Annotated in this window: 19 protein-coding genes; 11 read left to right on the forward strand and 8 right to left on the reverse strand. The window is 62.8% G+C overall.

What is annotated here, in order from left to right; genetic code table 11:
• Positions 1-350: 350 nt before the first annotated feature.
• Positions 351-725, forward strand: coding sequence for a hypothetical protein (locus tag VNX23_RS21295; protein ID WP_325633268.1), 375 nt, complete (start codon positions 351-353; stop codon positions 723-725).
• Between the two features lie 18 nt (positions 726-743).
• Here the strand turns inward: VNX23_RS21295 and VNX23_RS21300 are convergent, their stop codons facing one another.
• The 3 genes from VNX23_RS21300 to VNX23_RS21310 all read right to left on the reverse strand — a co-directional run bounded on the left by VNX23_RS21300 (position 744) and on the right by VNX23_RS21310 (position 2,879).
• Complete coding sequence (locus VNX23_RS21300) at positions 744-1,178, reverse strand: hypothetical protein (protein ID WP_325633270.1); 435 nt, start codon at positions 1,176-1,178, stop codon at positions 744-746.
• A 46-nt stretch (positions 1,179-1,224) separates the two neighbouring features.
• Positions 1,225-1,596, reverse strand: a complete 372-nt coding sequence (locus tag VNX23_RS21305; protein ID WP_325633271.1) for a DUF883 domain-containing protein — start codon at positions 1,594-1,596, stop codon at positions 1,225-1,227.
• A 170-nt stretch (positions 1,597-1,766) separates the two neighbouring features.
• Positions 1,767-2,879, reverse strand: a complete 1,113-nt coding sequence (locus VNX23_RS21310) for an AI-2E family transporter (protein WP_325633273.1) — start codon at positions 2,877-2,879, stop codon at positions 1,767-1,769.
• A 239-nt stretch (positions 2,880-3,118) separates the two neighbouring features.
• Between VNX23_RS21310 and VNX23_RS21315 the strand changes: the two genes are divergently transcribed.
• A complete protein-coding gene (locus VNX23_RS21315; protein WP_325633275.1) occupies positions 3,119-3,835 on the forward strand; it encodes a DUF2865 domain-containing protein in 717 nt (238 codons plus the stop codon).
• 247 nt (positions 3,836-4,082) lie between these two features.
• A complete protein-coding gene (locus VNX23_RS21320; RefSeq protein ID WP_325633276.1) occupies positions 4,083-4,238 on the forward strand; it encodes a Thivi_2564 family membrane protein in 156 nt (51 codons plus the stop codon).
• Positions 4,239-4,379: 141 nt separating this feature from the next.
• Here VNX23_RS21320 and VNX23_RS21325 read toward each other — a convergent pair whose 3' ends face one another.
• The 4 genes from VNX23_RS21325 to cysD all read right to left on the reverse strand — a co-directional run bounded on the left by VNX23_RS21325 (position 4,380) and on the right by cysD (position 9,880).
• Complete coding sequence (locus VNX23_RS21325) at positions 4,380-4,580, reverse strand: CsbD family protein (protein WP_325633277.1); 201 nt, start codon at positions 4,578-4,580, stop codon at positions 4,380-4,382.
• Positions 4,581-4,657: 77 nt separating this feature from the next.
• Positions 4,658-6,820, reverse strand: a complete 2,163-nt coding sequence (locus VNX23_RS21330) for a malate synthase G (RefSeq protein ID WP_325633279.1) — start codon at positions 6,818-6,820, stop codon at positions 4,658-4,660.
• A 324-nt stretch (positions 6,821-7,144) separates the two neighbouring features.
• Complete coding sequence (gene cysC / locus VNX23_RS21335; protein WP_325633281.1) at positions 7,145-9,061, reverse strand: adenylyl-sulfate kinase; 1,917 nt, start codon at positions 9,059-9,061, stop codon at positions 7,145-7,147.
• 24 nt (positions 9,062-9,085) lie between these two features.
• Positions 9,086-9,880 carry a sulfate adenylyltransferase subunit CysD gene (gene cysD, locus VNX23_RS21340; protein ID WP_325633397.1) on the reverse strand — a complete coding sequence of 265 codons (795 nt, stop codon included), beginning with the start codon at positions 9,878-9,880 and terminating at the stop codon, positions 9,086-9,088.
• A gap of 255 nt (positions 9,881-10,135) precedes the next feature.
• Between cysD and cysG the strand changes: the two genes are divergently transcribed.
• From cysG to VNX23_RS21380, 8 genes are all read left to right on the forward strand, one after another.
• Positions 10,136-11,572 carry a siroheme synthase CysG gene (cysG, locus tag VNX23_RS21345; protein WP_325633283.1) on the forward strand — a complete coding sequence of 479 codons (1,437 nt, stop codon included), beginning with the start codon at positions 10,136-10,138 and terminating at the stop codon, positions 11,570-11,572.
• Positions 11,569-11,883 carry a DUF2849 domain-containing protein gene (locus VNX23_RS21350; RefSeq protein ID WP_325633285.1) on the forward strand — a complete coding sequence of 105 codons (315 nt, stop codon included), beginning with the start codon at positions 11,569-11,571 and terminating at the stop codon, positions 11,881-11,883. Before cysG ends, VNX23_RS21350 begins: the two co-directional genes overlap by 4 nt.
• A gap of 13 nt (positions 11,884-11,896) precedes the next feature.
• Entirely contained in the window at positions 11,897-13,552 is a 1,656-nt protein-coding gene (locus VNX23_RS21355) for a nitrite/sulfite reductase (protein WP_325633287.1), read from the forward strand.
• On the forward strand, positions 13,539-14,057 hold the full coding sequence (locus VNX23_RS21360; protein WP_325633290.1) for a DUF934 domain-containing protein: 519 nt from the start codon (positions 13,539-13,541) through the stop codon (positions 14,055-14,057). The genes VNX23_RS21355 and VNX23_RS21360 overlap by 14 nt, the downstream gene beginning before the upstream one ends.
• A gap of 4 nt (positions 14,058-14,061) precedes the next feature.
• Positions 14,062-14,787, forward strand: coding sequence for a phosphoadenylyl-sulfate reductase (locus VNX23_RS21365; RefSeq protein ID WP_325633292.1), 726 nt, complete (start codon positions 14,062-14,064; stop codon positions 14,785-14,787).
• A gap of 324 nt (positions 14,788-15,111) precedes the next feature.
• Positions 15,112-15,654, forward strand: coding sequence for a CAP domain-containing protein (locus tag VNX23_RS21370; protein ID WP_325633294.1), 543 nt, complete (start codon positions 15,112-15,114; stop codon positions 15,652-15,654).
• Between the two features lie 55 nt (positions 15,655-15,709).
• Positions 15,710-16,876, forward strand: a complete 1,167-nt coding sequence (locus VNX23_RS21375; protein ID WP_325633296.1) for a patatin-like phospholipase family protein — start codon at positions 15,710-15,712, stop codon at positions 16,874-16,876.
• A 5-nt stretch (positions 16,877-16,881) separates the two neighbouring features.
• Complete coding sequence (locus VNX23_RS21380; RefSeq protein WP_325633298.1) at positions 16,882-17,670, forward strand: 3-hydroxybutyrate dehydrogenase; 789 nt, start codon at positions 16,882-16,884, stop codon at positions 17,668-17,670.
• Positions 17,671-17,846: 176 nt separating this feature from the next.
• Here the strand turns inward: VNX23_RS21380 and VNX23_RS21385 are convergent, their stop codons facing one another.
• Entirely contained in the window at positions 17,847-18,686 is an 840-nt protein-coding gene (locus VNX23_RS21385; RefSeq protein WP_325633300.1) for a protein-disulfide reductase DsbD domain-containing protein, read from the reverse strand.
• Positions 18,687-18,795: the final 109 nt, after the last annotated feature.

Here is an 18,795-nt window from a genome sequence, read left to right on the forward strand (position 1 = left end):
GGCGCAGATCGCCCTCGACCGAAACCGGCAGCGATCCATCGCGCCATTATCCGCGGTCGGTGGGTCCGTTGCGAGCCGCCGCTATTTGTTTTTGGAATCGACGGGATAAGAAAAAAGCAGGGCGCGGCTGGCATCACCACAGCCGCGCCCTACGTCGCCGGTCAATGGGGCAGGGGGGGATAACCGGCTGCCAAGAAGACTCGCTGACCCCCCGCGTTGTTCCTGCTCGGCAGAAAAAATTTCGCACACGGTTAAGTGATTACCGTCCGGCCGAACCCTTGTTGTTCCCACCGCGTTTGATTCGCCGGTCGCCGAATGAACCGGCGACGGGGTCGGCGGACAAATAAGAGATGTCAAAGCTCACTACAGGCATATTGGGCGCGATGGCGCTCTCGCTTTCACTCGGCGCGGCGCAGTTTGCGCTCGGCCATGACCTGCCGGAAACGGCACCTGCGCCCGCGGGCGGAATCAATCGCGCGGCCAAGGCCGACCGGATCGCCGGCGTTGCGGGGTCCGCGGCGCAGACACGGACGATCTCGCTTCGCCTGCAGGCCTTCTCTGATACCTCTTTCCTGGTCCGCGTGCCCGTCGCCAAGGGGCCCGAAAGCCCGTCTGCGCCGCCAAAGGCCAAGCCCGCCCGCAAGCCGATGGTCGCCTGCGAACCGGTGGTCAGCCTGTTGACCGAAGTCGCCAAGCTGCTTCAGCCCGGCCGCTGCGTGACTTGACCTCTAGTTTCGGAAAACCTACTCAACCGGCGCTTCGTCGGACGAATGATTGCGGCTGGCGAACAACCCCAGTGCCAACCCGCCGACCGCGAGAAGCGGGATCAGCTTCTTGAGCCCGATGGCGCGGATCACCTGGATGCCGGTAGCCACCACCATCGGATCGGCGAGCGCGGTGTGGAGCGTCGATTTCACGGCCTCTCTCTCGCGTTCGCGGGCGCGATTCTTCAGGAACGCGTAAAGCGCCGCCGTAATCAGGGCGACAATCAGGAAAATCCCCGCACCCGTCAGGCAGGCTTCGACCGGGCCGTAGTTTTGAAGCACCCAAATGAAGGCTGCCGCGCACAGGAAGGCGATCACGATGAACAGGGCAATCGCCAGGACTGCCACGAGCGACGTCAGCCGCAACGCGTTGTTGGTCGATTCCTTCAAACCGTCGACTAAGCGCGCAAACATTCGGACGCCCCGATCAGAAATGCGTCAATGCCTCGACGCCCCGCTGCTAGCGGCGCCATATTATGCCGATCAAAAAGCCGAGGCCGAGCGCGACGCCGACAGTCGCCAGCGGACGCTCCGTGATCACCTCTTCAAGCGTCTCCTCGATCGAAAGCGCCGCATCCTGCGCGGCATCCATGATCGCGCTGCCGCGTTCCGAAATATCGTCGACCGCCGAATCCACATTGGCGCGCGCCTGGGTGTAACCGCGGCGCGCCTGTTTTCGGGCGGAGCCGGCGAACGAACCCAACGCATCGGTGATCTGATCGGTGAGGGCGGCGATGTCGTCTTTCACGGCCGCGACATCCTTTTCAAGACGCTCATAGCCTGCTTTGTCTCTGAGATTTCGCATTCCCATTTCGCTGTCCGTACTGGGCATCAAGGACTCCCTGCATCGAAGTCAGGTTGAAGGGAAAAACGCCGGAGCCTGCGGGAAGTTCCTCGAGCAAGACCTGGTGTGGCGGCTCAGAAATCCGCACTATTGCTGCCGCGAATTCATCATGCGGATTTCTGAACCCAAGCAATGATGCGAACTTCGGAATCAGGACACTAGGGCAGGTTCGGCTCGCTCGGCGGCCACAGGTGATCGCGCAAGATCAGGGCCACGATCAGGAGCGGAGACGAAAGGAAGCCGCCCATCGGCCCCCAGAGCCAGGTCCAGAACGCAAGCCCGATGAATACCGCGAGCGCGTTGAGTTCGAGCCTGCGGCCGATGATGGCAGGAGTGACGAAATGGCCCTCGAGGAAGGTAAGCGCGGCAAAGGCTGCCGGTGCGATCAGGCCCTCCCCGAGCGTGGGAAAGGCGATCAGGCCGACAAGAATCAGAATCACGAACATCGCCACCGGGCCGATGATCGGAAGGAAATTCAGGATCGCCGCGAGTGCGCCCAAGCCTGCCGGATTCGGCATGCCGACAAGTGCACAGATAATGCCGGTCACCGCGCCCACGCCGAGATTGATCGACGTGACCATCAGCAAATAGCCGCCGAGATGTTCCTCGATGGCATTGAGGATGCGCAAGGTGCGCAGCCGCGACTCGTGTCCGGTGAAGGTCAGGATCAGCGCGCGGCGCAGATCGCGCCAGCTTGCGATGAACAGCATCAGCGTTGCGATGAACAGCAGGAATTCGGCAAAGGTCGGCGACAGGAATTCGAGCGCCGGCTGCACCCATTCGACCCTCGGCAGCTGGAAGGGCGCGGTCGGAAATGCGCTGGATCCGCCGAGCATGTTCTGAAGCTCCTGCCACAGCGCCAGCGGCCGGTCGAAGATATGCATCTTTTCCCGGAACCGGTCGGCGAGCTCCGGAAGATGCGTGCTCCATTGCATGACGGGCGAAGAGATCAGGCCGACCAGAAACGTCACGCCCGCGCCGACTGCGGTCACGATCAAGACCGCCGATACCGCGCGTGGAATCCGGCGACGCTCGAGAAAGCCCGCCGCCGGAGACAGCATGGTGCCGACCACGAAGGCCGCGACCACCGGGAGGAAGAATGCCTTGGCGGCAGAGAGGACGGCGAAGACGCAGATTACCAGCAGCGACACCAGCGCGAAGGCAACGAGCTCAGTGCGGCGAATGACCGGCGGCCGTTCGACATCGCTGTCGGTCAGGGGCTCGCCGACCAACTCGGTCGGATGCGCACGTTCGTTGGGCAGGGCACGCAACGGGCTCTCCCCCGGTGTGGTTCGAACATGAACGATTAAGTCGCGACGCGGCGCGACAGGCTCAGCAACAGCTAACCCTTCAGGCTTGCGAAGGGTTCCGTCGCCGAAACCTGAACATCACTTCGCCCGTATCGACAGGCGCGGCTGTCGGTCGGGGGAAAAGTCGGAACCGTTCAAGCGCGGTTGCGTTTGTTGCGACAGTCGGAAGGCGCGAGGTGCGACGCGAGTCAAGGCAGGTCATGGCACGGCAACTCTCCGGAAAGAAATCGGGCAGGTTGGGATTCTGCGGGACGGCGATATTGGCGGCGCTGTCGCTGACGTCGATCGCGCAGGCACAGGATTTTTTTGGTCTATTCGGCGGTTTCGGATACCGGCCCCGACAACCCATGACACAGCCGATGACTCCATTCGGGTACCGGCCGCAGCCGCCGATGACGCCACAGCCTTACGGCAGTGAAGGTCAAATGGGCGGTCCGGAAGGCGAGGTTCTGGTGCGGCCCCGCCCCGGTTACGCTTATTCGGGCGGTTCGCAGGCCTATTGCGTGCGCACTTGCGACGGCCGCCATTTCCCGATCAGTTCATCCGGCAATCAGAGCAAGGCTGCCTCCTGCAGCAATTTATGCCCGACCGCCGAGACCAGAGTGGTCTATGGCAGCAGCATCGATGACGCCGTTACTGAGGGTGGAAAGCCATATTCCGAGCTGCCGAACGCTTATCGCTATCGTGATGAGCTGGTGAAGGGATGCACCTGCAACGGCAAGGACCTGACCGGCCTTGCCTCGATCAGGATCGAAGACGATCCCACGCTTCGCAAAGGCGACATCGTCGCCAGTGGCGATGGTTTGATGGTTGCCGGTCGCGGCGCGGATCGGCGCGGCGCCGCGCTCAATCTCTCGCCCGCTCCGCAGTCGATACGGTCGCATTATCGGCGCGTGCCGGTCGTTGCGGCCCAATAGCGCCGTCGTTTCGCCGCGCCGGTCAGGCCGCGGGGATCCTGCCCAGGAACTCGGTGACCCGGCTACTCGGTGTAAATTTCTGGACAGCGTAAGTTACTAGACAGCGCCCTGCCGTTGTCGGACCGGTGGTCGTGCGAAGCATTGATTTCGCAGATGTTTTAGTTTGTTCCACGAATGGAACCAGCGCCGCTCTGGCGCGTTGACAACGGGCTTGCCATCTCTTTTGGCGTGTATTGGGGGAAAACCAATGCTTGTAAGTGTACTGGTCACCTTTCTCGTCGTTATTCTCATTCTCTATCTGATCAATCTGTTGCCGCTCGACGGCCGCGCCAAGCAAATCGTGCGTGTCATCGTGATCATCCTCGGCGTGATTTCGCTGCTCAAATATATCGCGGTGTTTTGAGCGACAGGGTTTTCGAGCCGCGGGATGCCGCAGGATGCAGCATCCCGGCGCTGCCTTCACGTTTCTGGTCGATGAAGTCTTAAAAAAAAGCCCCGGCAAACGCCGGGGCTTCTTGCATATACCGGTGTTGTCAGGCGCCGATCATTTCAGCGTCTTGAACCAGTCGTCCACGTCTCTCTGAATCTGGTCCTTGGCGAAGCCGTAGCGCTGCTGCAGCTTGCCCTCGAGCTGCTCGCGGCGGCCCTCGATGACGTTGAGATCGTCATCGGTGAGTTTGCCCCATTTTTCCTTGGCGGAGCCCTTGAACTGCTTCCAGTTACCTTCGATGCGGTTCCAATCCATCGCCGTCTCTCCTTGAATTTATTGAGATGACGGACCTAACGATTGCCAACTGCGATCGTTCCGGAAACCGGCGACGATCAGCCTGCTGCCTTGGCCTCGCGGCGTCGCGCGGTGAGAATGTATTCGGTGTAGCCGTTCGGCTGCTCGCGTCCCTTGAAAATCAGGTCGCTGGCCGCCTTGAAGGCTACGCCATCGAAAGTGGGCGCCATCGGCCGGTACAGCGGATCGCCCTTGTTCTGGCCATCCACCACCACCGCCATCCTCTTCAGCGATTCCATCACCTGCTCGCGGGTGATGACGCCCTGATGCAGCCAGTTCGCCAGATGCTGGCTCGAGATGCGCAAGGTCGCGCGGTCCTCCATCAATCCGACGTCGTGAATGTCGGGCACCTTGGAACAGCCGACGCCCTGATCGATCCAGCGCACGACATAGCCGAGAATGCCCTGGCAATTGTTGTCGATCTCCTGCCGCACATCGTCGGGCGCCCAGTTCGACTGCGAGACCGGAATGGTGAGGATGTCGGCAAGCTTTGCGCGCGCACCCCCCTTGGCCAGTTGCTGCTGCCGCGCCAGCACGTTGACCTCGTGATAATGCAGGGCGTGCAGCGTCGCCGCGGTCGGCGAAGGCACCCACGCGGTGGTGGCACCGGCTTGCGGATGCACGATCTTCTGCGCCAGCATATCCGCCATCTTGTCGGGCGCGGCCCACATGCCCTTGCCGATCTGCGCATGCCCGGGCAAACCGTCGATCAGGCCGATATCGACGTTCGAATCCTCGTAAGCCTTGATCCAGGGCTGCTCCTTCATGTCGTTCTTGCGGATCATGGGACCAGCTTCCATCGAGGTGTGGATCTCGTCGCCGGTGCGGTCGAGGAAGCCGGTGTTGATGAACACGACGCGCCTCAACGCTTGCTGGATGCAGGCCTTGAGATTGACTGTGGTGCGGCGCTCCTCGTCCATGATGCCGACCTTCAGCGTATTTTCTGGCAGCGACAGCATCTTCTCGACGCGATCGAACAAGGCGCATGTCAGCGCGACCTCGTCGGGGCCATGCATCTTCGGCTTGACGATATAGACCGAACCGGTGCGGCTGTTGCGCACGGTCGAGTTGCCCTTCAGGTCGTGGATCGCGAGCAGGCCGGTGACGGCGGCATCCAGCATGCCTTCCGGAATTTCGTTGCCGGCAGCGTCGAGCACGGCATCGGTGAACATGTGGTGGCCGACATTACGGATCAGCAGCAGGCTGCGGCCGTGCAGTCTGACTTGCTTGCCGTCGGGCGCCGCATAGACGCGATCGGCATTGAGCGCGCGCGTGAGCGTCTTGCCGCCCTTCTCGAAATCGGCCGAGAGCGCACCATTCATCAGGCCGAGCGTGTTGCGATAGACGAGCACCTTGTCTTCGGCATCGACAGTGGCGACGCTGTCTTCCATGTCGAGGATCGTGCTGACCGCGGCCTCGAGGATGATGTCGGCGACGCCGGCCGGATCGTCCTTGCCGATCACGTGATTGCGATCGACCCTGATCTCGATGTGCAGGTCGTTGTTGACGAGAAGAATAGCCGAAGGCGCCGCCGCCTCGCCCTGGTAGCCCGAAAATTGCGTGTTCGATTTCAGCGTGGTGGCATTGCCGCCCTTCAGCCTGACCGCAAGCTTCCCGCCGACAACGCCGTAGGAAACCGCATCGGCATGACTGCCGGTCGCAAGCGGCACAGCCGAATCAAGAAACGCCTTGGCCTTTGCAACCACCTTGTCGCCGCGCGCCTTGTTGAAGCCCTTGCCGGCTTCGCTCGGCCCAGGCGGGATCGCGTCGGTGCCGTAGAAGGCGTCGTAAAGACTGCCCCAGCGCGCGTTCGCTGCGTTCAGCGCGTAGCGCGCGTTGGTGAGCGGCACGACCAGTTGCGGTCCGCAGATCTTGCCGATCTCTTCGTCGACATTGGCCGTCTCGACCTTTTGCGTTGCAGGCTCAGGCAAAAGGTAGCCGATCTCCTTCAGAAAGGCCGTGTAGGCATTGAGATCTACCGGCTTGCCTTTGTGGGCGCGATGCCAGGCGTCGATTTTTGCCTGCAGGCCGTCGCGCAAGGCGAGCAGTTCGCGATTTTTCGGCGCCAGATCGCGGATAATGGCGGCAAGCCCCGCCCAGAACGCGTCCGGCGTGATCCCGGTTTTGGGCGATGCTTCCTTTGCAATGAAATCAAACAGGACGGGGGCGATCTTCAATCCGTGGGCGTCGATACGATTCATGGTGAATTTTTCTCACAAGAAACCGCGCTCACGCGCGGTTGTCAGGGATTTCAAGGGAAAAAGCGCCAAAGGGCACTGGTACGGTGGATTTGACATTCGCCTCAATATCGCAGCGCGTCCCATACAGCGAATGTCAAATCCAAAACGCACTAGAAGACTACTATCTACTGGTGTTCCTAAGGTTCTGTCATTCGCAAGAGTGGCCGCCTCAAGACGATACGAATGTCGGAACCGGAAAACCAGGCGCCTTTTAGCGCCAAAGCGGGCCGCAAGAAAAGCCCTTCCTTTGCCTATTCGATCGGCCCGGGAATGCTCAACCAATGCTCAAATATTGGCAGCCAGATCAACCACTTCGTCGAGCAGAACGCCGGTCCTGCTCAGCATGCGCTCGATCTCGTCGGCAGCTTCCGCAACCGAACGCCTCGAGGTATCGAGCGTCAGTTCGCTTGCCTCGGGCGGCTGGTAATCCTTGCCGATTCCGGTGAACGAGGCGAGCGCGCCTGCGCGCGCCTTGGCGTAGTGGCCCTTGGGATCGCGGCTCTCGCAGATTTCGGCAGGTGTCGAGACGTAAATCTCGCGGAATGCGGCCTCCGAAATGCGGCGCGCGGCGGCGCGGTCTTCGCGCGAGGGCGACACCGCGGCGACGATCGCGATGTGCCCGTTGCGCGCCAGATGGGTCGCGACTTCGGCGAGCCGGCGGATGTTCTCGCTGCGATCCTTTTCGGAGAATCCAAGATCGCCGTTTAGTCCGGCACGCAGCGTGTCGCCGTCGAGCAGGATCGGCGAACCGCCCTTGCCGAACAGGCGCCGTTCCAGCGCCCGCGCGAGCGTCGATTTTCCGGAAGCGGGCAGGCCCGTCAACCAGACCACCGCGCCGTTGTGGCGATAGCGCGCCGAGCGCTCGTCGGGACGGAGCGCCGATTCCACCGGCACGATGTCGACGGGGACCGCCCGTTGCCCGGCATCGACCGAGAGCACCAGCCCGCCGCCGGCAATGCGGCCGTTGACCTCAATCACCAGCCGTCCGGTGCGCGGATTATCGGTGTAGGGATCGGCGGCGATCGGCTGCGCCAGCGAAATGTCGATCTCGCCGACATGGTTGCGCGCGATCGAGGTGTTCTCGACGCTCGACAATTGGCCGGGATCAACCGCCTTCTCGATCGCCACCACGGTAGCCCGGCCTTCGCGCGTGCCCAGCCTCGCCAGGATTTGCGCACCCTTGGTGAGCTCCTTGTCGTGCAGCCAGAAGATGCGCGCGCGCAGCCGCCGCGTGTCGCGCGGGCTCGAGCCGACGTGGGAAATGACGTCGCCGCGTTCGAGGAACAGTTCGCGGTCGAGCGTGATGCCGACGGAGCGCCCCGCCGTCTGGGCGCCCCTGACCGGTGTTGCCGGCCAGCCCTCCACGCTTTTGACACGCGCGATTTTTCCGGCGGGCATGATGACGATCTCGTCGCCTGCGGACAGGCTGCCCGACTCGATGCGGCCGGCAATGATGCGCCGATCGTCGAATTTGTAGATCGCCTGCACCGGCAGCCGCAGTGCAAGCTGTTCCAGCGGCCGCGCAGGCTCCAGCGCGTCGATCGCCTCGACGACCGTCGGGCCGTGGTACCAGCTGCTTCGTGGCGTGCGCTCTGCCACGCCGTCGCCGTCGCGGGCCGAAATCGGAATCACCGCCGAGGGCGCGACGCCAAGACCGGCAAGATGCGTGGTGATCTCATCGCGGATCTCGGAGAAACGCTCCGCGCTGAAGTCGACACGGTCCATCTTGTTGACCACCACCGCGACCTGCTTGACGCCGAGAAGATGCAGCAGATAACCGTGGCGGCGGGTCTGGTCGCGCACGCCTTCCAGCGCGTCGATGATCAGGACGGCGCCGTCGGCCTGCGAAGCGCCGGTAATCATGTTGCGCAGGAATTCGGCGTGTCCGGGCGCATCGATCAGCACCACGTCGCGCGAGCCGGTGCGGAAGCGGATCTGCGTGGTGTCGATGGTGATGCCCTGGTCGCGCTCGGTTTGAAGCGCATCGAGCAGGAACGACCATTCGAACGGCATGCCGCGCCGCGCGCTGACGGCCTTGAGCATTTCAAGCTTGCCTTCCGGCAGGCTGCCGGTCTCGTGCAGGAGCCGGCCGACCAGAGTCGATTTGCCGTGATCGACGTGGCCGACGATGACGATGCGCAACTGTGGACGCGTGGTGCCGTTGGGGGTCGCCGCTAGCGGCGCCGGGACGATCATGTTCATGGCAGCGCTCACACCCGTTCTGCGTCAGAGATAACCGGCGACGCGCAGCCGCTCGAAAGCATCTTCGGTTTCGTGGTCGAGCGCACGGCCGGCGCGCTCCGGCACCCTGGTGCGTTCAAGCTCGAGAAGAATTTCCTCGATGCTCGATGCGTCGGAGACCACGGGGAAGGTGATGTCGGCATCGCCAAGCGAGCGGTAACGCTTGCCGTTATTGGCCAGATAAAGCGGAATGATCGGAATGTTTTCGCGCCTGGTGTAGGCCCAGATGTCGGCCTCGGTCCAATGCAGGATCGGGTGCACGCGCAGATGGGCGCCCGGCGGCGGCGAGGCGTTGAACTGATCCCAGAATTCCGGAGGCTGGTCGCGCACGTCCCATCCGCCTTCGGTGCCACGCGGCGAGAACACCCGCTCCTTGGCGCGGGTGGCCTCTTCGTCGCGGCGAATGCCGGCGATCAAGCCGTCGAAGCCATGTTTGGCGAGCGCAAGCTTCAATCCTTCGGTCTTGCGCGCAGCCGACCGCGCGGCCGGCGGCAAGGTCGGATCGACGCTCTCGATCGGCGGGCAGGGCTCGATCTTGAGATCGAGCTCCCATTCCTTGCCGTATTGATCGCGAAACGCATACATCTCCGGAAATTTCTTGCCGGTGTCGACGTGCAAGGCCGGGAACGGTACGCGGCCGAAGAAGGCCTTGCGCGCCAGCCAGATCATCACGTTGGAATCCTTGCCCAGCGACCACAACAGCGCGAGCTTCTTCAGCCGCGCGAAGGCTTCGCGAAAAATGTAGATGCTCTGCGCCTCAAGCGCGTCGAGGTGATCCATCGAGGGCGCGCGTCCGCGCGCCTGCGTTGAACTTTGCGTGACCAGGGATGGTTCGAGCGGAAAGGCGCGGTCCAGCCGGTCGGCTGCGTGATTATGGTCGAGAAGATGCATCTACCGGCCCTTGGCCCTGGGAGTTGAAAATTCTATAGTTGCACTGCAATAGAGAAGAAATAATTTTCTATTTGCAGGGCTTGAACGAGACTTAAATAGAAAATAATTTCCGTCAACCCCGTACATTGGGGAAGCGAGTGTCGCATGCGATTCCTGCCGGTATTTCTTGATCTGCAAGGCGGCTTGGTGCTGCTCGTCGGTTCCGGCGATCCGGCGCGTGCGAAATTGCGACTGTTGATTTCGGCCGGAGCGCGGGTTCGCTGGTACGCGACTGACGGCCATCACGATGTCAATGGCATCGCCGCGCCGGATGCGGCACGCATCGAGCCTGCCACGGGCGATCCGTTGATCGCCGATCTCTCGGGAGTCGTCGCGGTGGTTTGTGCGGGCGCCGGCGAAATCGGTCCGGCGATGTCGGCGCGCGCAAGAACGCTCGGGCTTCCCGTGAATGTCATGGACGACCTTGCGCATTCGACCTTCATTTTTCCCGCCATCGTCGATCGCGGCGATGTGGTGGTCGCCGTTGGGACCGGTGGCGCTTCGCCGGTCGTGGCGCGCCGTGTACGCGAGCGCATCGAGGCGGTGCTGCCCGCGCGCATCGGCGAGCTTGCGCGTTTCATCGGCCGCTGGCGCAAGGCCATCCATGCGCTCGTTCCCGAATTCGCCCTGCGCCGCCGCTTCTGGGAGCGCGTCATCGATGGCGGAATCGGCGAACTGGTTCTTGCCGGGCGCGGTGAAGAAGCCGAAGCGACGCTCAAGAAAATCCGCGATCCCTCCGGCTTTGCCGGTGCGCTGCCATCGGGTCGCGCCGAGGGCAGCGTATCGCTGATCGGCGCCGGCCCGGGGGATCCGGACCTGCTCACGGTCAAGGCGCTACGGGCATTGCAGGACGCCGATGTGATTTTCCACGACGAACTGGTGGCGGGAGAAATTCTCGATCGCGCGCGGCGCGATGCGACGCGCGTGCCGGTCGGCCGTCGTGTCGGCAAGCCGGGCATCGGGCAGAAGGCGATCAACCAGCTGTTGATCGAAGCTGCAAAATCAGGGCAGCGCGCGGTGCGGCTCAAGGGCGGCGATCCCTTTGTCTTCGGCCGCGGCGGCGAGGAAATCGAAGCGCTTCGGCAGGCAAATGTCGCCTTTTCCGTCATTCCCGGCATAACCGCGGGCCTCGGGGCTGCCGCGCAATTCGAGGTGCCGCTGACGTTCCGCAACGAGGCGCTGCGCATCACCTTCCTCACCGCGCACAAGGCGAGGGACGCGCAAGCCGTCGACTGGTCGACCCTGACCGACACCAAGATGACGATCGTCGTCTACATGGGCATGACCGCGGCGCCCTCGGTGCGAGCCGGTCTTGTTGCTGCCGGACGCTCGCCGCAAACCCCCGTCGGCGTATTCGCCCGCGTCACCCGCACTGACGCGCAGGCCGTCGTCGGCACGCTTGATCGGTTGCCCGATCTCGTCGCTGGCATCGACGGCGGTCCCGCCATCCTCATCATCGGCGACGTGGTCGCGCACTCGGCGCCCGCGCGCCATCTGGAACTCACCCAACTCGCCTCCTACTTTCAGGTCGCCGCCGAATGACATCTCCGCTCGAACAAAAAATCAGGATCACCGGTCCATCCATCGTCACCGCGAACCGCACCTTCGACGGCGCGGTGATCTATCGCAACGCTTCACAGGGCTGGTCGACCGAGTTGGCGGAGGCCGCGATCGTGCGCACCGTCGCCGAGGCGCGCGCGCTTCTGGCCGAATCGGTTGCCGACGATATCGGCGCGGTCGGCGCCTACATCGCACCGGTCGATATCAACGATGGCGGCGCGATCAAGCCCGGGAATCTCCGCGAACTGATCCGGCTCCGCGGCGTCACCATTGAACTTCCCGTTCCCGCGTAAGGCCGCCTTTATCATGTACGCATATGACGAGCTCGACCGCACCCTCATCAACGAACGCGTTGAGGAGTTTCGCGATCAGGTGAAGCGGCGCCTCTCCGGCGAGCTCACCGAAGACGAATTCAAGATGCTGCGGCTGCAGAACGGCGTCTATCTGCAGCTGCACGCCTACATGTTCCGCGTCGCGATCCCCTACGGCACGCTGTCCTCGCAGCAATTGCGGCGGCTGGCGCATGTGGCGCGGCGCTACGACCGCGGCTACGGGCATTTCACCACCCGCCAGAATATCCAGTTCAACTGGATCAAGCTGGCCGAATTGCCGGATGCGCTGGCCGATCTCGCCGAGGTCGGCATCCACGCCATGCAGACGTCGGGCAACAACACGCGCAACGTCACCTCCGATCAGTGGGCGGGCGTTGCGCCCGGCGAGATCGAGGACCCGCGCATCTGGTCGGAGCTGCTGCGGCAATACACGACGCTGCACCCGGAATTCTCGTTCCTGCCGCGCAAGTTCAAATTTGCGATCACCGCTTCCGCGCATGACCGCGCCGCGATCAAGATTCACGATATCGGCCTGCGCTTGCACAAGAATGCGCAAGGCGAGACCGGTTTCGAAGTGCTGGTCGGCGGCGGCCTTGGCCGCACGCCCTTCATCGCCAAGACCATCAAGCCGTTCGTGCACGGCCGCGATCTGTTGAGCTACGTCGAGGCGATTCTGCGCGTCTACAACCAGTACGGCCGTCGCGACAACATCTACAAGGCGCGGATCAAGATCCTGGTGCATGAGCTCGGCATCGAGAAATTCGCGGCCGAGGTGGAGGAGGAATGGCGGGCGATGGGCGACAGCGCGCTGACGCTGGATGATGCCGTGATCGAGGAAGTGCGGTCGCGCTTTTCCTATCCGATCTACGAAAAGCTGCCGCATATGCCCGAAGAGCTGAAGAAGGCGGCGCACGATGGCGTCTTCGAGCGGTGGCGGCGGAATTCGGTGTTCACGCACAAGGTCCAGGGCTACGCCATCGTCACCCTGTCGCTAAAGCCCGTCGGAGGGCCGCCGGGCGATGCGACGGCTGACCAGATGGACGCGGTTGCGGACCTCGCTGACAAATATTCCTTCGGTGAAATCCGCGTCGGACATGAGCAGAATCTCGCGCTGCCTCACGTCGCCAAGCGCGACCTGCCGGCGTTGTTCAAGGCACTCGACAGAATCGGGCTGGCGACACCGAACGTCAACCTGATCTCCGACATCATTGCCTGTCCCGGACTGGATTACTGCTCGCTTGCGAACGCGCGCTCGATTCCGATCGCGCAGGAATTGACCCGGCGATTTGCCAGTCCGGAGACCGCCGAGCTGATCGGCCGCCTGCACATCAATATTTCCGGCTGCATCAATGCCTGCGGCCATCACCATGTCGGCCATATCGGCATTCTCGGCGTCGAGAAGAACGGCGAGGAATTTTACCAGATCACGATCGGCGGCCGTGCGGACGAAAATGCCGAGCTCGGCGTTCTGATCGGGCCCGCCGTGCCGTTCGGCGAAGTCGCCGACGTGATTGAGGACATTGTTGAAGCCTATCTGGCGCTGCGCGAACGCCCCGACGAGCTTTTCGTCGATACGGTGAAGCGGCTCGGCGTCGAACCATTCAGGGAGCGGGTCTATGCCACTCGTTAAGAACGGAAAGATCGCGACCGACATCTTCGTCCACGTTCCGGACGGCGCCGAACTGCCGGGCGACGGCGCCATTCTGGTTTCGGCGGCGCGGTTTCTCGAGGATCGGGAAGCGCTGCTGCGGCGCCCGGGCAACTTGGGCGTGATCTGGCCGAACAATCGCGACGTCGACGATCTCGTGCCATGGCTCGACCGGCTCGCCGCAGTCGCGCTGGTGTTCCCGACATTCCGCGACGGGCGCGCCTATAGCCAGGCACGGCTGTTGCGCGAGCGTCACGGCTACGAGGGCGAATTGCGCGCCACGGGCCAGGTGTTGCGCGACCAGTTCGTGTTCATGCTGCGCGCCGGATTCGACACGCTTGAAGCGAAGAAGCAGAGCGATGTCGAGGCCTTTGCGGTGACCGCCAAGCGTTATTCGGTATTCTATCAGCCGACCGGCGACGGGCGCCTCACCGCGCTTAACCGGCGGCTGCAGCAGCGCCACTCGGAGAGCGCCGCCAGTGAGTGAAGTCGTGCAGCCTCTTCTCGCGGAACGAAGCGCAGGCGGGCTTTTGCCGCCGGCGGCCGAGTTCGATCAGATTCTTCGAAACGCCACGCCGGCCGAGGTGATCGAAGCAGCGCTGGGCGTCGCCGGCCGCGAACATCTCGCGCTGGTCTCCTCCTTCGGCACGGAATCGGCGGCGCTGCTCAAGGTCATGGCCGACGTCGATCCGGCGATCCCCGTGATCTTTCTCGACACCGGATGGCTGTTTGAGGAAACGCTGGCCTATCGCGACACGCTGGTCGCAACGCTCGGCCTGCGCGATGTCCGCTCGATCAAGCCGGACCAGGAGGTTTTGCGGCGCGAGGATCAAAATCGCGAATTGTGGTTCTCCGATCCCGATGCGTGCTGTCGTATCCGGAAAGTCGAGCCGCTGCAACGCGCGCTTGGGCCTTTCAAGGCCTGGATCAACGGGCGCAAGCGCTTCCAGGGCGGCCTCCGCGCCGCCATTCCGGTGGTCGAGGACGATGGTATCCGGCTCAAATTCAATCCGTTCGCCAACGTCGCGCGCGAAGAGATCCAGGCGATCTACACGCTGGCCAAGCTGCCGCCGCACCCGCTTGCGGCGTCCGGCTTCCTCTCGGTCGGGTGCATGCCGTGCACGACGCGGACCTCGCCGGATGAGAACGCGCGCGCCGGCCGCTGGCGCGGCCGCGCCAAAACGGAATGCGGGATTCACACGGTGAAGATGGCGTAAGCCAGGTGTGCCTGACGGGTTGCGCCCGTCATGTTTCGGAGATTGCGTCGGCACCAGAGCCGGAATCTTCCGATTCTCTGATGTGCAAGCGCACTTCACAGGACGCTTGCGAAGGACCCGCGCGCCCCGAAATGACGACAGAAATTTGGCGGTTCGTTCACCATTCAGCCACGGTTGGCATGCAACAAGCACCATTCGCGGGTGCACCTCTGGGCAATAACGGCTTGTCCATTCGGAATCGCTCTCTAAACCATTGAATGAGTGTGTGATCTTTTCGCCAAGCCGCCTGGCATCCTGGCGGATCAGTTGTGGGGGACAATTGAAATGATGCGCGGCCTGGTCGCGATACTCGGACTGCTGGCGCTTGGCGGCTGCGCGGCCGATGCCCCGATCGAGCAACCCAGCATGTATTTCAACATGGCGGAGGGCGCCAGGCTCGATTCCGAGGCCGCGGCAACGATGATTTCGCTCTATCGCAAGAACAATGGCCTTGGCGCCGTGGTGATCGATCCCGAATTGATGAAGGTTGCGGAAGGACAGTCGCAAGCGATGGCGAAGCGCAACAAGCTCGACCACGACGTGAAGGCGCCACTGCCGAAGCGGCTGCAGGCAGCCGGTTACCCTGCAACGACGGCGGTGGAAAACGTATCCGCCGGCTACCACACTTTGGCCGAAGCCTTTTCCGGATGGCGCGATTCGCCACCGCACCGCGCCAACATGCTGCAGGGTGATGTCACAAAAATGGGCATCGCGGCCAGCTACGCTCCCAACACCAAATACAAGGTTTTCTGGACCCTCATTCTTGCCTCGACCGAGGCTCGCGATACGCCCGGCGTGAGGATCCCATCCGCTCTCCTCGCCAATTGACGTCATCGCTCACAGGCGTCACGCTGCATTCCTATAATTTCGATGTGGAGGCATGATGAATCCGGCCGATCAACCGTCAGCAAGCACGCCCGCGAAGGCGCAGCGCGTGCTTGTCCTGCAAGGTGGCGGCGCGCTCGGTTCCTATCAGGCGGGCGCCTATCAGGCGCTTTGCCATTGTGATTTCCAGCCGGACTGGATCGCCGGCATCTCGATCGGCGCCATCAACGCCGCGATCATCGCCGGCAACGAGCCGGCAAAGCGCGTCGACAGGCTGAAGGAATTCTGGTCGACCGTCTCCGCTCCGATGCCGTGGGTTCCGATTCCGCGCGGCGACCGTGAGCGCTCGGTGTTCAACGAGACCAGCGCCGCAATGATCGCCACTTTCGGCGTGCCGGGCTTTTTTTCGCCGCGGGTGCCGCCGGCCCCGCTGTGGCCAAAGGGAAGCCCGCAATCCCAGAGTTATTACGACACCACGCCGTTGCGGAAAACGCTGGAGCTTCTGGTCGATTTCGATCGCATCAACGATCTGCAGTGCCGGCTCAGCGTCGGCGCGGTGGGCGTGACCTCCGGCAATTTCCGGTTTTTCGACAATTTAGAGTTCAACCGGCTCGGCAAGCGCATCGGTCCCGAGCACATCATGGCGTCCGGCGCGCTGCCGCCGGGCTTCCCCTCGATCGTCATCGACGGCGAGCATTATTGGGATGGCGGCGTGGCCTCCAACACGCCGCTCGACTATGTGCTGGACGCCGAAACCGAAAACGACCTCCTGATCTTCCAGGTCGATCTCTTCAGCGCCCGCGGACCTCTGCCGGAGACTTTGCTGGAGGCGGCCGAGCGCGAGAAGGACATCCGCTTCTCAAGCCGCACGCGCATGACCACCGACAAGAACCGGCAGCTCCACAACGCCCGCAAGGCGATTCGCGATCTGATCGGCAGGCTGCCGGAGGATCTGAAAAACCACTCTTCGGTGAACCTGCTGCGCGAAGCCGCCAAGGAGAACACCGTCACGGTGGTGCACCTTATCTACAAGAGCAAGAATTACGAGACGTCCTCCAAGGACTATGATTTCTCCCATGTCGCCATGGTCGAACATTGGGAAGCCGGTGTGCGCGACGTCCATCTGTCGATGCGTCACAAGGACTGGTTGCAACGACCGCAATCCGACGAAACCATGGTGACCTACGATCTCTCGGATGAAGAAAGCCCCGTCAAAAAGGAGTGAAAAAAATGGCTAACCTGTCAGGCAAGACCGCGGTAGTGACCGGTTCGACCAGCGGCATCGGGCTCGCCTTTGCCCGAGCCTTCGCCAGCGCCGGCGCCAATATCGTGCTCAACGGTTTCGGCACGCCGGCGGATATCGAGCGGGAGCGCTCGGGAATCGAGCGCGACTTCAAGGTCAAGGCGGTCCATTCGCCGGCCGACATGACCAAGCCTGCCGAGATCGCCGGCATGATCGCACTCGGCGAAAAGACCTTCGGTTCGGTGGATGTGCTCGTCAACAATGCCGGCATCCAGTTCGTCTCGCCGATCGAGGAATTTCCGATCGAAAAATGGGACGCGATCATTGCGATCAACCTGTCGGCGGCGTTCCACGCCATCCGCGCCGTCGTGCCAGGCATGAAGAAGCGCGGCTGGGGCCGCATCATCAACACGGCGTCGGCGCACTCGCTGGTGGCCTCGCCGTTCAAGTCGGCCTACGTGTCGGCCAAGCATGGCATCGCCGGCCTCACCAAGACGGTGGCGCTGGAGCTTGCGACCTACAAGGTCACCTGCAACTGCATCAGCCCCGGCTATGTCTGGACGCCGCTGGTCGAGAAGCAGATCCCCGACACCATGAAGGCGCGCAACATGACCAAGGAGCAGGTGATCCACGACGTGCTCCTGGAGGCGCAGCCGACCAAGGAGTTCGTCACCTCCGAGCAGGTTGCAGCGCTGGCGCTGTTTCTGTGCGGCGACGACGCGGCGCAGATCACCGGTACAAATCTGTCGATCGACGGCGGCTGGACCGCGGAGTGATCGAACCACGCGGCCGTAAGCGTCACTGCCGGGATTGGATCCATGTCATTGCGAGGAGCGTGAGCTCCGAAGCAATCCAGTCCGCTTTGACCGCTCACTGGATCGCCTCGCTTCGCTCGCGATGAGAGCCGCGGGCTCGTGCGCGGCGGCCGCGCGCACTACTGCAGATTCGAGCCCTATTCCAGATTGATGTTGAATTCGTAAGAACGATCGCCGCCGACCAGTGTCAATTTCAGCGCCGCGCCTTCCGGATTGACGCCGGGCGGCACGCCGTCGAGCTGAAAGGCAAAGCGCTTGACCCCGGGCGGGCCGGGTTCGCGCAGTTTTGGCACCGGCAGCGACCAGTCCGGCGTCGGTCCTTCGACAAAAAGATTGACGGTGCGCGCATCGGGCGACAGCACGTCGACCAGAACCGTGGATTTGCCCTCGCGCTTGACGTCGCGGATGGTAAGCGGGTTGGGATCGCCGACACTGGCCGGTTTGGGGACGGTGTCGAGCGCTGCGAACAGCACGCTGTCTTCGGTGCTCGCGACACTGGCAAAGCCGAGCTCGGCGCTCGCATCGACCGGGATGCAAAGCTTCTCACAGACCGCGTAGTTGATATCGGCGCGAAGCGTTACCGGCTTGTCGGTACTTTTCGGGACAATCCGCAACGGCAGCACGACCTGGTTCTGATAGCCGAGCGATATGCCACCGCCGCCGTCGTCGAATTTCATCGGCGCCGGCCACAGAACCGTCACCGCCTCGACATTGTCGGATTTGGAGAAGTCGAAGCGGGGGGGAACGCCGGAGTCACCAGAGGTACGCCAGTAAGTTTTCCAACCGGGTTCGAGCTGCACGGCGATTCCGCCGAGCAGCACCGGCCCGCTACGCGATCCCGCCAGCAGCCGGACGGCGGAGTGTGCAGCCTTTTGCCAGGGTGAGGCATCCTCGGCGCGCGCCCCGACGGCAGGCAATGACATCAATGCGGTCAGGGCCAGACCGAGCGCGGCTCGCAACGGAACTTCAACGATCATGACCCGTCCTTACAGAAGAGCGAGATTGTAGGCCATTGAATTGCCTGTGATCTGTATCAGTGCTTTCCGAGCTTGATTGACAGAACCGAGACCCAATATCAGGATGGAC

It is taken from the genome of Bradyrhizobium sp. (assembly GCF_035570375.1).
Classification (GTDB): domain Bacteria; phylum Pseudomonadota; class Alphaproteobacteria; order Rhizobiales; family Xanthobacteraceae; genus Bradyrhizobium.

What these genes read in the sequence shown, in the direction of transcription:
- VNX23_RS21295 (WP_325633268.1), top strand. Translation starts at nt 351, where the DNA reads ATGTCAAAGCTCACTACAGGCATATTGGGCGCGATGGCGCTCTCGCTT.
- VNX23_RS21300 (WP_325633270.1), bottom strand. Translation starts at nt 1,178, where the DNA reads ATGTTTGCGCGCTTAGTCGACGGTTTGAAGGAATCGACCAACAACGCG.
- VNX23_RS21305 (WP_325633271.1), bottom strand. Translation starts at nt 1,596, where the DNA reads ATGCCCAGTACGGACAGCGAAATGGGAATGCGAAATCTCAGAGACAAA.
- VNX23_RS21315 (WP_325633275.1), top strand. Translation starts at nt 3,119, where the DNA reads ATGGCACGGCAACTCTCCGGAAAGAAATCGGGCAGGTTGGGATTCTGC.
- VNX23_RS21320 (WP_325633276.1), top strand. Translation starts at nt 4,083, where the DNA reads ATGCTTGTAAGTGTACTGGTCACCTTTCTCGTCGTTATTCTCATTCTC.
- VNX23_RS21325 (WP_325633277.1), bottom strand. Translation starts at nt 4,580, where the DNA reads ATGGATTGGAACCGCATCGAAGGTAACTGGAAGCAGTTCAAGGGCTCC.
- VNX23_RS21330 (WP_325633279.1), bottom strand. Translation starts at nt 6,820, where the DNA reads ATGAATCGTATCGACGCCCACGGATTGAAGATCGCCCCCGTCCTGTTT.
- cysC (WP_325633281.1), bottom strand. Translation starts at nt 9,061, where the DNA reads ATGAACATGATCGTCCCGGCGCCGCTAGCGGCGACCCCCAACGGCACC.
- cysD (WP_325633397.1), bottom strand. Translation starts at nt 9,880, where the DNA reads ATGGATCACCTCGACGCGCTTGAGGCGCAGAGCATCTACATTTTTCGC.
- cysG (WP_325633283.1), top strand. Translation starts at nt 10,136, where the DNA reads ATGCGATTCCTGCCGGTATTTCTTGATCTGCAAGGCGGCTTGGTGCTG.
- VNX23_RS21350 (WP_325633285.1), top strand. Translation starts at nt 11,569, where the DNA reads ATGACATCTCCGCTCGAACAAAAAATCAGGATCACCGGTCCATCCATC.
- VNX23_RS21355 (WP_325633287.1), top strand. Translation starts at nt 11,897, where the DNA reads ATGTACGCATATGACGAGCTCGACCGCACCCTCATCAACGAACGCGTT.
- VNX23_RS21360 (WP_325633290.1), top strand. Translation starts at nt 13,539, where the DNA reads ATGCCACTCGTTAAGAACGGAAAGATCGCGACCGACATCTTCGTCCAC.
- VNX23_RS21370 (WP_325633294.1), top strand. Translation starts at nt 15,112, where the DNA reads ATGATGCGCGGCCTGGTCGCGATACTCGGACTGCTGGCGCTTGGCGGC.
- VNX23_RS21375 (WP_325633296.1), top strand. Translation starts at nt 15,710, where the DNA reads ATGAATCCGGCCGATCAACCGTCAGCAAGCACGCCCGCGAAGGCGCAG.
- VNX23_RS21380 (WP_325633298.1), top strand. Translation starts at nt 16,882, where the DNA reads ATGGCTAACCTGTCAGGCAAGACCGCGGTAGTGACCGGTTCGACCAGC.
- VNX23_RS21385 (WP_325633300.1), bottom strand. Translation starts at nt 18,686, where the DNA reads ATGATCGTTGAAGTTCCGTTGCGAGCCGCGCTCGGTCTGGCCCTGACC.